Genomic DNA, 14,427 nt, shown 5'->3' on the forward strand with positions numbered 1-14,427 from the left:
CCCATTAGAAATCCACTTTACCGCGCAAGGCTTTTGTTTTGCCGCGCTGGGTCTTTTGATCCACCCGTTTGCGCTTAGCATTTCTGCTAGGTTTAGTCGGCTTTCTGGTTTGATTGACATGAGTGGCTTTTATAATAAAGCTTTGCAGCCGCTCAAAGGCATCTATCTTATTCCGCTCTTGCGTACGAAATTGCTGCGCCTTAATAATTAGTACGCCTTCTTTGGTGATTCGGCTGTCTTTACTGTCTAATAAACGCTGCTTATGCACATCACTCAGGCTTGAGGTATGGATATCAAAACGCAGATGAATCGCAGATGAGACTTTATTGACGTTTTGCCCGCCAGCGCCTTGCGCACGTATCGCGCTAATTTCTACTTCATTGTCATTAAGGCTAATGGTATTGCTAATGAAAATCATAGAGCTCTTTTTAAATCATAAATAAGTATGATGAATAATAAACCATTATTTGCTTCCCTGCTACTTCGTCAATAACTAATCTAATAGCTGGCGACAGCGCGCAATCACTGGCGCATCTACCATTTGACCATCTATCTCAAACACTGCCTGTCCACTGCGCTCATACTCTTCGACCACACGCTGAGCAAATGATAGCTCACTCTCTGTCGGCTTAAGGGCGCGCTGCACAACAGCTACTTGTTTGGGATGAATACACAGCATTCCTGACATACCTATCTGTGACCATAAACTTACTCGGGCGCTTAGTCCTATCTCATCATTAAAATCAGGATAGACAGTATCAATCGGTGGGGACAATTGGTGCACTTTTGAAGTCAGTATTAATTGATAGCGGATTTGATTGGCGACGATATCAGCAGCAGGCGTACCTACTTGCACGTGCAAATCATTGCACAGATCTAAAAAACCATAACTAAACGCAGCCAATCCGACTGCTTTTGCCATATTATTGACTTGATATAATCCAACAGCACTCTCAATCAGTGCAATCACAGGTAAATTGATAAGCTGATGTACACTCTCTATGTCTGCGACTTGCTCAGCTTTAGCTAGTAACACGCCAGCTAAATTTGGCATTTTTTTACAGAGCACTATATCTTTGAAAAATTCTTCGCTACCTGCCTTATTGATACGCACCCAAATCGGCTGATAATCTGCACTGTCATGATATTGTTGTAATGCTTTGCGGGCATCTGCTTTATCTTCTGGCGCAACGGCATCTTCCAAATCGACAATAACCACATCTGCACCACTAGCAAAAGCCTTCGCTACTCTATCGATACGAGTCGCTGGCACGAATAGCCATTTTTTATTTTGAGAGATTATATTTTTTTTATGATTGGTCACTGAATCCATGCTTGATTCCTATATTATTAAAGTAGCTATTAGTACCTTTATTATGCCATTACACAGCCTATTTTTACTTTAAATTAATAATCTATCGATGCAATGACACTTAGAGTATTTAGATACTCGATCAAAAATAAAATCAAAAAAACTGCCTGAAAATAAATCTCATGCAGTTCTTAATAGTAAATTGTTTTTTAACTTGTACTCTAAGTCTTCTAACTGGCTAAGCCAACATACCACCATCGACAACGATAGTCGCGCCCGTGGTATAACTTGATGCATCAGACACTAGATATAATACCGTGCCAGCCATCTCGTCAGGATCCGCAACACGTCCTAGTGGAATAGCATGTAGTGCCATTTTTAACACTTTATCATTGGTCGTCAAGGCAGAAGCAAACTTGGTATCGGTCAAACCTGGCAGTAGCGCATTGACACGGATACTGAGTGGCCCACACTCTTTGGCAAAAGCTTTAGTCATGCTAATGACCGCTGCTTTGGTGATTGAGTAGATGCCTTGCTTGTCGCCCGCTACCAAACCATTCACCGATGCAGTATTCAAGATGACGCCGCCACCTTGCTCTTTCATCATTTTGCCAGCGGCTGTCGACATAAAGAAGTAACCACGGATATTGACTTCAACGGTCTTATCAAAAGCCGCTAAATCTGTATCTAAGATATGACCATAATATGGGTTGGCTGCGGCATTATTGACCAAGATATCAATTTGGCCAAACTCGCTTTTGATATGCTCAAAAATCGCATCAATTTGCGCCATCTCGCCCACGTGACAAGCAAAGGCACTGGCTTTGTGACCGTCAGCGACGATGCTATCAGCGACTGCTTGGCAAGCATCAATCTTACGACTAGAGACGATCACATGCGCGCCTCTGGATGCCAATAAACGAGCAATAGCTTCGCCAATGCCGCGGCTAGCGCCAGTAACCAAAGCAACTTTACCGGTTAAATCAAATAAATCTTTCATCATGATTCCTTATATTTTTATAAACGTTATATTTTCAATCATTCTTGAGCGCTGAATTCATGTATCCCAAATAGGTATCCAAAACAGACGTCTAAAATTGGATAACTAAACGCAGATAATCGCTGTCATATCTAACAGCGATTATCGAGCACTAACGAGTTAATAATGAGCGCTCAACAGTCGCAGTTACGCTAACATACCACCATCAAGGGTAAACGCATGACCATTCATAAAACTGCTTTCATCACTAGCCAGCCAAGCAATCGCGCATGACACTTCGTTAACGTCTCCCAAACGGCGCATTGGACTGGCCTTAACCGTTGCTTGCTGCGTACGCTCATCCATCGTTGCCATAGTATTGCGAACCATTGGCGTATCAATGAAGCTTGGGCATACCGCGTTAAAACGGATATTGGCACGGGCATACTCATGGGCAGCAGATTTAGTCAGACCCATAACCCCATGTTTAGCTGCACTATAGGCTGAAATCATAGGCGCTGAACGAAGACCAGCAATAGAGGCGACGTTAATCACATGACCACCACCATTAGGCAGCATACAGTTGACGGCGGCACGCATACAGTGCCAAACACCTTTTAAATTCACTGCGATATTGCGATCAAAATCATCATCACTTAGCTCATGCATTGGTGAAGGCTTGTGGTCGATACCAGCGTTGTTTACCACAACATCTAGGCCACCAAGCGTTTCTACTGCAAAGTCAAACAACGCACGTACTTCATCACCACTGGTCACGTCTACTTTTTTGAAGACGATACTGTTGCCAGCATCTTGGCCTTGTTTGGCAACTGCTTCGCCCATTTCTTCTGCCATATCACCAATGACGACTTTTGCGCCGCGACTGGCTAGTAATAATGCACTTGCTGCCCCGATGCCTGATGCACCGCCCGTGATCAAAATTCGTTTGCCAGCTACATCTGATGCAATTCCATTTGTATTCAGTGTCATGATCTATCCCTCTACCTTAAGTACTAGTTTGCCGAAGTTTTCACCGTTAAAGAGCATCATCAGAGTATCAGGGAATGTCTCGATACCCTCAACGATGTGGTCTTTCACTTTCATATCACCTGACTGAATCCAGCCAGCGATATCTTTCATGGCGACTGGATATTCCTTGATATTATCGAATACCACGATACCTTCCATACGGGCACGATTGACCAGTAATGATAAATAGTTCGATGGGCCTTTGACTTCTGTGGTGTTGTTATACTGACTAATCGCACCGCAAATAACGATACGCGCATGCAGATTTATTTGTGTGAGCACGTCATTCAAGATATCACCGCCTACGTTGTCAAAATACACATCCACACCATCTGGGCAGGTTTTCTTTAGTGCTTTTTTCACATCTCCGTTTTTATAGTCAATCGTCGCATCGAACCCAAGCTCATCGACTAAGAATTTACATTTCTCAGCGCCGCCCGCGATACCGACAACACGGCAGCCTTTGATTTTGGCAATTTGACCAACCAAGCTACCAACAGCACCAGCTGCACCAGAGACGACCACGGTCTCACCCGCTTTTGGCTGACCTGTTTTTAGCAGACCAAAATATCCTGTCATCCCTGGCATACCGAGCACGCCCAAGTAATAAGACAATGGTGCCAGTTTTGGATCAACTTTATACAGATTAGCACCATCACTGACGGCATAAGACTGCACGCCATCGTGACCTGCGACATAGTCACCAACCGCAAACTTCTCATGCTTGCTTTCAATCACTTCGCCCACAGTGCCGGCGCGCATAACATCACCAATCTGAACCGGCGCGATATAAGATTTGGCATCGTTCAACCAACCACGCATCGCCGGATCGATAGAGATATATTCAACCTTAATCAGTAGCTGACCATCGGTGATCGTCGGGATTTCTGTCTCGGTATAATCCCAAGTCTCGGCACTAGGCTCGCCTACTGGTCTTGCTTTTAATCGCCACTGTTTATTCATTTTCGTCATGTCTCTTTCCTTAGAGTTGTCCTTAGAACCATTCTGTTTGCATATCAGTGCAAACCGAGTTGGTGTTGGTTAATAATTCGATGTCTCGTTTAACTAATGGTAGTTCCCAATCGATAAAATATTTAGCCGCTTGTATCTTTCCTTTGTAGAAGTTCTGTTGCTCAGTATCTTGTGTGGTGCTTAATAGCTGCTCAGCCTTACTTGCTTGACGAATCCAAATCCAGCTCAACACAATTGAAGCAAAAATATTCATCAGTGCTTGCGCGTTGCCCGTCAACGTGACTGCTTCTTCGGTTTGTAGCACTTTGCTGAGATGCACCAACACTTCATGTAGATGACCCATGTAAGGCATCAGCTTACCTGCAAGTTGGGCGCTCTCAGTTGTAGTGATATTTTCTAGATCTTTTGTGATTTCACGTTTGAGGATTTGGATGCCTAACCCACCTTTTTGCCACAACTTACGAAATGACAAATCCAATGCCTGCACGCCATTCGTGCCTTCATGAATAGGATTTAGGCGATTGTCACGCCAGAACTGCTCAGCCTGATACTCACGCGTATAGCCTGCACCGCCCAATACTTGGATACCCAAATCATTGGCTTTTGGCCCATACTCAGATGGCCATGCTTTTAATACTGGCGTGAGCAGGTCTAATAATTCTGTTAGCTCATTTTTTAAAGTTTTGTCTTCACAAGTGTTGATACGGTCAATCAGGTTTGAGCCATATAGACATAATGAAATGCCGCCTTCAGAGTACGTTTTTTGCGCCAGTAGCATGCGCTTTACGTCACCATGCTGAATAATAGCCGTTGCCGCATCTTCAGGCTTGTTGTTCGGGGCGATTCTGCCTTGCGTTCTGTCTTTGGCGTAATCTAGCGAATACTGATAGCCACGATAGCCAATCATCGCTGCACCAAAACCAACAGCGATACGCGCCTCATTCATCATTTTGAACATATAGCGCAGGCCAAAATGCTCTTCACCGATCAGATAACCATGGCATGCGCCTTCGTCACCGAAGCTCAGAGCCGTCGACGTTGTGCCTCTATAGCCTAGTTTATGAATGAGTCCTGTTAAATGTACGTCATTGCGCTCGCCCACCGATGCATCCTCGTTTAAGCGATACTTAGGCACGGCGAATAAAGAGATACCTTTGACCCCACCTGGACCACCTGGCACTTTGGCCAATACGAGATGGACGATATTGTCAGACAGTTCGTGATCGCCGCCTGAGATATAAATCTTGCTGCCTTTGACGCGGTATGAGCCATCATCTTGTTTTACTGCAGTGGTTTTGATGTCAGCAAGTGAGGAACCTGCATGTGGCTCTGTTAATGCCATGGTTCCGGTGAACTCACCTGTCAGCATGCGCGGCATAAAGGCGGCTTTAATCTCATCACTGGCAAAATGCGAGATGACGTTGATTGCAGCAGTGGTCAAAAATGGATAGGCAATCGTTGATGGATTGGCAGCCATAAAATAACCTGCCACGGCTGTCATCACTGTTTCAGGTAACTGCATACCGCCGTCTTCAAAACTATAACGACCAGCGATAAATCCTGACTCACGAAACGCATCAAAAGCGACTTTTACATCACTTATCATGCTGACTTTTTTGCCATCGAACTGTGGCTCGTTCTTGTCTGCTACATGGTTATGCGGCAAAAACAATTGGGTCGCAATTTTATTGGCCGTATCCAATACTGCGTCAAACGTTTCGCGGCTATGCTCTGCAAACTTAACATGCTCGGTTAAATTTTTAGTGCCCAATACATCATATAATTGGAACGGTAACTCAAAGTCATTGATTAGCGTATCTGCTGCCATAGTATTCTCGTTAACTGATTAAATTTGGTTATCAATCGATATTAATCTAATTTAACGCCTTACCGTATTGTCATTTATGACATAATTATGGTCAAATACGACATAAATAGCGTTTATATTTCGAGAATTCAGATAAAAAATCGATACTTTTGGTTAGAAAATTAAATTTTGGTCAGCCACAGCGAAAGGGAAATAAACATCTATGCCTTATTTCAAACCCTTTAAAGTCATCATTATCGGATTCGATGGTGTGCTCGGTAGCGCATTGACAGGTGCGTTAGATTTGTTTTCATTTACGGGTGTCAGTTGGCAGCGATTTTTAGATGAGCCAGTAGAGCCACGGTTCAATGTGCAGATAGCAAGCGTTGGTGGCGTAGATATCAGATGTAGCAACCGCTTAATCATGCAAGCGCACTGCGATATTCAGGACGTGGCCGAGTGCGACTTGCTATTGATTCCGACGATTGGTGATTCAATTGATAAGGCACTGAGCCAAAATGCAGATTTGATACCCCATCTAACGCGGTTGGCAGACACCAAGTCAGATATAGCCAGCAACTGTAGCGGTGCTTTCTTTTTGGCAAAAGCAGGATTATTAGATAATAGAATCGCCACCACGCACTGGGGTTACGCCAGTAAATTCAAAGCGGATTTTCCGCTCGTTGATTTACAAGAAGACCAGTTTGTCACTCACTCAAGGAGCAAGTCAGATAGCCAGTCGGGTAATATATTTTGTGCGGCGGGCGGTAGTGCATTTTATGATTTGGGATTGTTATTAATAGAGCGTTACTGCGGACGTGAGATTTCTACTCAAGTAGCCAAAACCCAAATCATCGATAGTAAACGAGGCAATCAAAACAGCTATACCAACGTAACGTTGCACAAACCGCATTCAGACCAATTGGTCAAGCAGGTACAAGAGTTCATTGAAGAAAATTTTTATCAGACTATTCAGGTGAGTGGGTTGGCTGCCATGGTCAATATCACCCCGCGGACATTAAACAGACGCTTTCAGTCTGCTGTTGCTATGCGCCCGATTGAGTATATTCAAGCAGTCAGAATTGAGCAGGCAAAACGCCTACTAGAGTTAGGCAATGTGACCATAAAATCGCTTGCCGAACAAGTGGGCTATGATGATATTTCATCGTTCACACGCCTATTCAAACGTGCAACAGAGCTAACCCCCAAAGAGTATCAGGATAAGTTTTCGCGGTTAGCGATTTAGTCATGGCAATGCATAGTAGTTAGAGATTAGTGCTTAATGTTTAACGTTTAAGCAGTTTGCCATAACCCTTCTACTTGGATAGCATCAGCCTTGATGGTTGGGTAATCGCTAAATGCCAACTGATAGCCACCAGCTGTATTGGAACTAATTTGACACTTTGTGCCTAGTGGAAAGCTGTGTTTTTGTCCAATATGACCAAAACGCATGCCGCTATAAATCGGTAATCTTGTCAGCTGATGCAATTGACGAATCACCGTAGCCACATCATAACGCTTGTCATAACTGTCCTCACCTGCACCTGACAATGCCCCAAATACAATCGCTTGCTGACCTTTAAACGCACCAGCCAAATACAAATCATATAACATGCGCTCGATACGATAAGGTTGCTCACCCACGTCTTCTAAGAATACAATACCGCCATCCATGCGCGGCAAATACTCACTACCTGCCAGCGCTGACACCACGCTTAGATTACCGCCCCAAATCGTGCCCGTTATTGCTTTGGGCTCAGCACTTGTTAGAATACTGGGTAAATTGGGACTGGTTAAAGACGCGTCTGATATATCAATAACCAGATTGGGATTGGTTAGTGCTTCAACAAACTGTCGACAGCTGACTTGATCAGGGACAGTTTTTCCAAATTCACTATAGAGCATCGGTGCTGCAAGCGAACTCATATCACCTTCTGCCAATAGCGCACACTGAATAGCAGTCACATCACTAAAGCCCGCCAGTATCGTGCCGCGCTCCTGCATAATACGTCCTAGCGTCAACCAATCAATCATCGGTAATATGCGCATTGCACCATAGCCGCCGCGCACGCCGAGTAACAATTTTGGGGCGGCTATTGCACCAGTAGCGAGGTTATGCAGGTCACTCGCTCGCTGCGAATCCGTACCCGCAAAACGCAAATACTGCCGCTGAGTAATCGCAGGATTGTCTACCTTAAAACCGGCACAAGCCATGCGCTCCAATGCCAATTGATTACGCTCGTTACTACCGCCGACATTGGAGCTGGCAAAAAGGCGCGTCTCAATCGTAGGCGTGATACAGCTGGTCTGCGTTAATGACGTTTGTGGTAATGAGCCATCATCCATAAGCGCAGACGGCAGATCATCCTTGGTGAGCTGCGGACTACTATTAGGGTCGATAGGGCTGGCGGCAAATACCTGAGAAACACCTTGCGTCGCCAATGCAGCAGTACCCGCACTGAGACCTACTCGACGTAAAAACTGCCGACGATTCAAGCCGGCTGCCGCTTCAATCGCTGTATGCTCATTGTTGTTTCTATCATCTGTTAATAACTGACTCTTGAAAACCATCTCTCTCTGCCACCTTATCATTTTTATTTTGATATACTTTTGCATCATATTTATTTTTGCAGTCTACTTGCTTAAACCACACAGCAGCATATTGTAAACGCTTTTTTGGCTATGATAGTTGCCCAACCCTTGCCACTATTTAATTTTTCGCCATGCTAGCCATGAGACATACCAAAAACCTAGCCCTATTGGCACATTCCGCGACTTTGTTGTAGTATGAGAATACCGATTTCGGTTAAATAAGGATAATAATAATGGCTGAGAAAACGACTGATAAACAGAAAAAAGAGGACATATTGGATACTGATTTAGAGTACCTCATCAACGAAGAAGAAAAACTGCAAGAAAAGCTAAAAGACAGTAGCCATCTTGAGCGTTTTGCCAAAGATTTGATGCTATTCATGAGCTTGATTAAAGACTATTATCAAGGAAACTATCGCGATATTCCTTACAAGACCATTTCAGCAGGTGTGGTTGGACTGCTCTATACTCTCAACCCAATCGATATCATTCCAGATTTCATACCCTTTATCGGTCATATTGACGATGCGCTAGTCCTCACCTTTTGCTTGAAGTTGGTCGAAAAAGATTTGCAAAAATATCAAACTTGGAAGAAAAAACAAACCGCTACTGACTTAAAGAAAAACAGGTAACTTTGTACAAGCTATCATCCTGAAATGATCATTATAAAAAATAATCGTTATAAAAAACCACGACTGACAATCAATGTATCAGCCGTGGCTTTTTTATTCATTAATAGCAATTATTTATGTGAGTTAATCTGGAACATCATAACGCGCTTTTTCTGGATTGAGACCGAACGAATAGACAAAGGTTGCAACGAGGCTATTGATAATAATAAACGGCAAATCGATAGCAGCATGCCCAAGCGCATAGCGACCAATCAGCCACGAAACAATCAGCATAATAATAAAGAAACCGCCTAAGTACGCCAAAATTGCAGGATGCTTTAAATTATAAGTCTGCTTAGGTTCAGGCTTCTTATCAAGTACATAGGTTCTGATTGCCCAACCAGCCGCATAAGAAAATCCGCCCAATACCACGTAACTAAAAAAATTCATATTGCTTAACTCTAATGACATATGGTTTATAGCAAAACACTGTTTAAAATAACACTATCGATCATAAATTCTGTTTATGAGCCGTGCTTGCTTAAAGGCTCTCATTAACATTATCAATCACAATATTAGCATGTGGATTGGCTAAAATATCGGTATTAACATCATCACACTCGACACGATAGATGGTATTGGCACCGCGATAAATATAGGATAAGTATTCACTATCTAAGAGTGGATCGATATTGGCATAGGCAGGCTTCACATGAGCCAGTACTAGCACTCGATCAGGACGCCCAATGACCGCATCGACATTGTCAGGGTCAATAGAGAAAAACTGCGGAATGTCGCTATTTTCAATCACTTCTAGCGGCTCAGCGTCATCCCAAACGCGCTTCGCACTTGCCGGCTCTTTCATCTGCATCACCCACGAGCCATCCTGTTGACTGATTTTTATTTGGGCAGGCTCGTCATGACTAACCGTGTAACAACCTTCAAAAACCGATAAGTCTGTCGCCGCTTCAACCAGTCCAGTATCAGCTTGAGTGTTGCTATCGTTACAAGCACTTAAAAATAGCGCGCTGCTCACCGCTATGCCGACTGGTAAGCGCATCAGCCTTTTATAAAAAATGTTTGAGCGTAAGGACATAATAGGGTTATCCTGCATTCATGCATTAAACTTTTATGAAAATTGTCTTTAAAAAAACTACCTTTAAACAGTGATGATGACAATCTTGCTATTAACGTGATTTTCTAGGGCATGTTTTCATCAACTATTGGCACTGTCGAATGATTTGCGCTACTAATTGACGCCAGCAAACTGCTGTTTTTTCTGCTGCGGAGTCAATACCGTTTGATACTGTGTCGCAACACAGCTCATTTTAACAGAAAATAGCAAGGTTACTATTATGATCTGTGCTTTTGGCGACTTTGTGCATTACGATTGCCCACATCAACGATAGATTTGTTATACTCATTCCCAAAATATAACGGAAGCGCTGGTGTAAAAACAACGCTAGCAAAATCCCTCCAACCCTCCCTATGTTTATCAATTTTTAGGTCAATAATTTTTTATGTCAGACAATCGCACCTCAGCGCAGCCATTCAACACCAGTAACGCGATGAATCCGTTGGCCGCCAAATCAAACACCACCGTGGCCTATACGGATGGTGCCTGTAAAGGCAATCCGGGCGCTGGTGGCTGGGGCGCACATCTCATTTTTAGTGATGGACGTACACAAGATTTGTACGGCGGTGATAAAGAGACGACCAATAATCGCATGGAGTTGATGGGCGCGATACAAGCATTGACCCATAGCCCGCATGAGCACAACCTCGAGATTTGGACAGACTCAAGCTATGTCAAAAAAGGCATCACCGAATGGATAGAGGGTTGGAAAAAAAGAGGCTGGAAAACGGCAAGTAACAAACCCGTCGCCAATCAAGACCTTTGGCAGCAATTAGATAAGCTATGCCAGCAGCGCGATGTTGACTGGCATTGGGTAAAAGGTCACGCAGGACATGCAGGCAATGAAAAAGCGGACGAGCTGGCAAACTTAGGCGTGACGTCCAGCAGTGAAGAATTATCGAGCATAGAGCCGCAAGCCACAGCTAAAAAAAAAGGGCAAATAATGCCTAATACAGCGCAAAATGCTGCTCACAATGACTGGCTAAGTTTCGATCCACTGGGTCTGGATATGACAGATGATGAGCTTGACGAAGATGTCATAGACACTGATAACGATACAAACCCTGCCGATGATATGATGAGTAAAGATGCTGTAATAGAAACCGATCGCTATCAGCATAATGTTAGCAAACCAATGAGTAAAATAGAGATGCCGGAAACCCAAACGTCTATGACTGATGCGACGATAAATGATCATGTGCCCGCTAGCGTTACTCGCATAGAAGAAGCTGATACACCAAAATTCGACGGCGACACCAGCCGTGCCAATCCGTATTTCATACCGCTGCTGCCCAAACCTATCCATCGTCATGAGTCTGATCGCCAGCTCATTATGGATACTGAAACCACAGGTCTTGATCCGTTAAAAGGCGACCGTATTATCGAAGTCGGTATCGTGGAGATGATCGGGCGTAAATTTACGGGTGAAAAGCTCCACGTTTATATCAATCCACAGCGCGGCATGGATGATGAAGTCATTCGTATCCATGGTATTTCTGAGGCATTTTTGACCGACAAGCCTACCTTCGATCAAGTTGCTCAGTCGCTCTATGATTTTATGGACGGCGCAGAAATCATCGCTCATAACGCCACCTTTGATATGAACTTCTTAAACATGGAGTTTGCCAAAGTTGGTATGAACGACTTTGCCGAGCGCGTACAAGTGACTGACTCGCTGGTCATGGCAAAGCAGCAATATCCTGGGCAAAAAAACACCCTAGATGCTTTAGTGCGTCGCCTAAATGTGGGGAAGCAAGATCGTACTTTTCACGGCGCCTTACTTGATTCAGAGATTTTAGCAGAAGTTTATCTGGCGATGACAGGTGGGCAGGTTACACTCGCCATCGAAGAAGACACGCAAACAGATGGTGGGCAGACAGCACACGCCAGTTTTGCCAATTTAGCGTCATTGTTGCTAGAGTCATCTACGGATGAAAATACCAACCAACAGTGGTATGCCGCGCTCGCAGAAGCGTATCCTGAGCTAAAAGCCAATATGTAGTTGCCGTATAAGTTGATGATATCAATCTTTGAGCAATAACATTTGTATAATATAGGCTTGACTATTGTTATATTAAGCATTAAAACATCAGCAGCAAGTGCTTTTTCGATCATCATTTAAACCATCGCCATTCTCATCAGTACATTATGGAAAAACACCTATGAACCAGTCTGCGCAAATGAAGTTAACGGCCCCAACGCTTAGTGTTACTGATTTCAATCTACCATCGCTACATTTGTTGCATGATGAGATCATCGTAACCTTAAAAGATACTGAGATTCATCTGAGTGAATTTAATGATGATAATAGTCAAGCCCCTTTATTATTAGATTCTATCACTGTGCTAAAGCAGCTGTCTTGCATCTTTGAGCTGATATCTTTGGTTGGTGCCGAGGCTTTGAATACCGCTATTGTCAATGGTTTACAGCGCCTCTATGATAATGGTGATAATAACGATACCAGCTTGATTATGGACTTATCAGAAGCCATTATGACACTGGATCGCTATATCGAGTTTGTACTTTTGACAGAGTCGGTAGAGCCAACCTTGTTACTGCCTGTTATCAATAAACTCAATGCTCACGGGCAAGAAACCCCTATCACAGCAGACTATTTTGCAGCCTTTGGTAGCAGTAGTGTCATCATTGCCAACCCTGAACAAAACTTCCAACCACTTGACGAGCTTAACCTAGACACTGAACTACTAACTTATGCTTATCGTAGTGGTCTTGGAGTCGCTCTGCTCAATCAAGATGGCAACGTTAGCTCAGACGATCAGCAGAAACTTGACGCCATGAGTGCAGCGTGTGCTTTGATAGCATCAAACACCAGCAGTCTATTTTGGCAAGCGGCCACCGCAGCTGTCACGGACATTGCCACGATATTACCGCTAAATCTGAGTCAAAAACACACACTGATTTATTTAGAGCAGCAATTCCAAAGCTACTTGCCTGTGATGGACAAACGGTTTGCGGATTTGGTCAGTTTTGCTTGCCAGCGTGACAGTGATGCGGCGCAACGACTGCGTGAGCAATACGCCAGCAACCACTTGGAAAGCGCACAACTTGAGCAAATGAAACGTTTCTTATTCGGTCCTAATCGCGCCCTGACCGATACGCTGAACACCATCATTCAGACCCAAATTAATACCATCAAAGAAAATGTGGATAGCTACGCACGTGGTGATTCATTGAACCCTGTCGATATGCAAACCGCACAGATTATCGAAGAGCTAACAGAATTGAGCTCAGCGTTACTCTTGCTTGGTTTATCAAATGCAGCCAATAGTCTCAGCGTAGCAGCAGAAGCTGTTAGTCATTGGCAAACGCCCTCGCCTGACGATTTTGATCACTTGCTGTTGGCATTAATGCATGCGGAAAACGCCACCATTGCAATGGCAGAAATGCACACACCAGGGGCCATCTATTTGCCACTGAATAACCCGCATATCTCTTTACATCAGCTCAATACGGCTAATGATACTTTGATACAAGAAAGTCGTTCCGCTATTGCCAGTGCAGAACAAGCCATTAACGATTATTTGGCTGAGCCAGAGCGCGATATGCTCAATATTCAGAACATACCTGAGATGATGCGCCAAGTGGCAGGGGCTGTGCGCTTCTTACAGCTGCCAACACCTGCCAGCATGCTCAGTCAATTGGCCAATTATCTTCAGCAGCGTATCGAAGGTGGACAACGTATTGAAGACAGTACGCTTGCCTGTATCGCTGATGTCATTATGGCCGTCGATCATCATCTAGATGGTTTTGAACACAATCGTCCGGTCAGCAAACAAGCATTAGATGTGGGACAGCAGAGCTTGATTCATCTACTGGCAGCCTAATTTCTATCATGCTTAAGCACTAAAATGATATTTAAATGGCGGATTTTCTGCCATAGCCCTTCATTTATATATAATCGATCCCATATAATCTGGATACAAGCAAGATGCGCTTAGCACTACAAATAGTAGTGCTAAGCGAGCCTGA

Annotated in this window: 13 protein-coding genes; 4 read left to right on the forward strand and 9 right to left on the reverse strand. The window is 43.9% G+C overall.

The features are described from left to right. Positions 1–4: 4 nt before the first annotated feature. The 6 genes from arfB to JMW85_RS09310 form a co-directional block, all read right to left on the reverse strand. Positions 5–418: an alternative ribosome rescue aminoacyl-tRNA hydrolase ArfB gene (gene arfB / locus JMW85_RS09285; RefSeq protein WP_201581559.1), complete on the reverse strand. Its 414-nt coding sequence runs from the start codon at positions 416–418 to the stop codon at positions 5–7. Positions 419–493: 75 nt separating this feature from the next. After that, complete coding sequence (locus JMW85_RS09290; protein WP_201581560.1) at positions 494–1,333, reverse strand: HpcH/HpaI aldolase/citrate lyase family protein; 840 nt, start codon at positions 1,331–1,333, stop codon at positions 494–496. 217 nt (positions 1,334–1,550) lie between these two features. Beyond that, positions 1,551–2,315: an SDR family oxidoreductase gene (locus JMW85_RS09295; protein ID WP_265090742.1), complete on the reverse strand. Its 765-nt coding sequence runs from the start codon at positions 2,313–2,315 to the stop codon at positions 1,551–1,553. 183 nt (positions 2,316–2,498) lie between these two features. Continuing rightward, on the reverse strand, positions 2,499–3,281 hold the full coding sequence (locus tag JMW85_RS09300; RefSeq protein WP_201581562.1) for an SDR family NAD(P)-dependent oxidoreductase: 783 nt from the start codon (positions 3,279–3,281) through the stop codon (positions 2,499–2,501). Positions 3,282–3,284: 3 nt separating this feature from the next. Continuing rightward, positions 3,285–4,292 (reverse strand): NADP-dependent oxidoreductase, encoded by a 1,008-nt coding sequence (locus JMW85_RS09305; protein ID WP_201581563.1) that lies wholly within the window; start codon positions 4,290–4,292, stop codon positions 3,285–3,287. A 22-nt stretch (positions 4,293–4,314) separates the two neighbouring features. After that, on the reverse strand, positions 4,315–6,120 hold the full coding sequence (locus JMW85_RS09310; RefSeq protein WP_201581564.1) for an acyl-CoA dehydrogenase: 1,806 nt from the start codon (positions 6,118–6,120) through the stop codon (positions 4,315–4,317). Between the two features lie 202 nt (positions 6,121–6,322). Here JMW85_RS09310 and JMW85_RS09315 point away from each other — a divergent pair, with 202 nt between their 5' ends. Continuing rightward, on the forward strand, positions 6,323–7,345 hold the full coding sequence (locus tag JMW85_RS09315; RefSeq protein WP_087813783.1) for a GlxA family transcriptional regulator: 1,023 nt from the start codon (positions 6,323–6,325) through the stop codon (positions 7,343–7,345). A gap of 47 nt (positions 7,346–7,392) precedes the next feature. Here JMW85_RS09315 and JMW85_RS09320 read toward each other — a convergent pair whose 3' ends face one another. Further along, a complete protein-coding gene (locus JMW85_RS09320; RefSeq protein WP_201581565.1) occupies positions 7,393–8,670 on the reverse strand; it encodes an LD-carboxypeptidase in 1,278 nt (425 codons plus the stop codon). A gap of 254 nt (positions 8,671–8,924) precedes the next feature. Here JMW85_RS09320 and JMW85_RS09325 point away from each other — a divergent pair, with 254 nt between their 5' ends. Further along, the gene (locus JMW85_RS09325) at positions 8,925–9,323 is read left to right on the forward strand and encodes a YkvA family protein (RefSeq protein ID WP_087813781.1); all 399 of its coding nucleotides are present in this window, start codon (positions 8,925–8,927) and stop codon (positions 9,321–9,323) included. A gap of 123 nt (positions 9,324–9,446) precedes the next feature. Here JMW85_RS09325 and JMW85_RS09330 read toward each other — a convergent pair whose 3' ends face one another. Together JMW85_RS09330 and JMW85_RS09335 are read right to left on the reverse strand one after the other, a co-directional pair. Further along, positions 9,447–9,752 (reverse strand): hypothetical protein, encoded by a 306-nt coding sequence (locus JMW85_RS09330; RefSeq protein WP_109590789.1) that lies wholly within the window; start codon positions 9,750–9,752, stop codon positions 9,447–9,449. Positions 9,753–9,843: 91 nt separating this feature from the next. Continuing rightward, positions 9,844–10,398, reverse strand: coding sequence for a hypothetical protein (locus JMW85_RS09335; RefSeq protein WP_201581566.1), 555 nt, complete (start codon positions 10,396–10,398; stop codon positions 9,844–9,846). Positions 10,399–10,822: 424 nt separating this feature from the next. On the opposite strand from JMW85_RS09335, the gene dnaQ reads away from it, so the two are divergent. Together dnaQ and JMW85_RS09345 are read left to right on the forward strand one after the other, a co-directional pair. Beyond that, positions 10,823–12,439, forward strand: coding sequence for a DNA polymerase III subunit epsilon (gene dnaQ / locus JMW85_RS09340; RefSeq protein WP_201581567.1), 1,617 nt, complete (start codon positions 10,823–10,825; stop codon positions 12,437–12,439). Between the two features lie 160 nt (positions 12,440–12,599). Beyond that, positions 12,600–14,282 (forward strand): hypothetical protein, encoded by a 1,683-nt coding sequence (locus tag JMW85_RS09345; RefSeq protein ID WP_201581568.1) that lies wholly within the window; start codon positions 12,600–12,602, stop codon positions 14,280–14,282. The last annotated feature ends 145 nt before the right edge of the window (positions 14,283–14,427 follow it).

Source organism: Psychrobacter glacincola (genome assembly GCF_904846075.1).
GTDB classification, from domain to species: domain Bacteria; phylum Pseudomonadota; class Gammaproteobacteria; order Pseudomonadales; family Moraxellaceae; genus Psychrobacter; species Psychrobacter glacincola_C.

Excerpts from the sequence above, each read along its gene's own strand:
- JMW85_RS09330 (WP_109590789.1), bottom strand. The coding sequence starts at position 9,752 with ATGAATTTTTTTAGTTACGTGGTATTGGGCGGATTTTCTTATGCGGCT.
- dnaQ (WP_201581567.1), top strand. The coding sequence starts at position 10,823 with ATGTCAGACAATCGCACCTCAGCGCAGCCATTCAACACCAGTAACGCG.
- JMW85_RS09290 (WP_201581560.1), bottom strand. The coding sequence starts at position 1,333 with ATGGATTCAGTGACCAATCATAAAAAAAATATAATCTCTCAAAATAAA.
- arfB (WP_201581559.1), bottom strand. The coding sequence starts at position 418 with ATGATTTTCATTAGCAATACCATTAGCCTTAATGACAATGAAGTAGAA.
- JMW85_RS09320 (WP_201581565.1), bottom strand. The coding sequence starts at position 8,670 with ATGGTTTTCAAGAGTCAGTTATTAACAGATGATAGAAACAACAATGAG.
- JMW85_RS09325 (WP_087813781.1), top strand. The coding sequence starts at position 8,925 with ATGGCTGAGAAAACGACTGATAAACAGAAAAAAGAGGACATATTGGAT.
- JMW85_RS09345 (WP_201581568.1), top strand. The coding sequence starts at position 12,600 with ATGAACCAGTCTGCGCAAATGAAGTTAACGGCCCCAACGCTTAGTGTT.
- JMW85_RS09300 (WP_201581562.1), bottom strand. The coding sequence starts at position 3,281 with ATGACACTGAATACAAATGGAATTGCATCAGATGTAGCTGGCAAACGA.
- JMW85_RS09335 (WP_201581566.1), bottom strand. The coding sequence starts at position 10,398 with ATGTCCTTACGCTCAAACATTTTTTATAAAAGGCTGATGCGCTTACCA.
- JMW85_RS09310 (WP_201581564.1), bottom strand. The coding sequence starts at position 6,120 with ATGGCAGCAGATACGCTAATCAATGACTTTGAGTTACCGTTCCAATTA.
- JMW85_RS09315 (WP_087813783.1), top strand. The coding sequence starts at position 6,323 with ATGCCTTATTTCAAACCCTTTAAAGTCATCATTATCGGATTCGATGGT.
- JMW85_RS09305 (WP_201581563.1), bottom strand. The coding sequence starts at position 4,292 with ATGACGAAAATGAATAAACAGTGGCGATTAAAAGCAAGACCAGTAGGC.
- JMW85_RS09295 (WP_265090742.1), bottom strand. The coding sequence starts at position 2,315 with ATGATGAAAGATTTATTTGATTTAACCGGTAAAGTTGCTTTGGTTACT.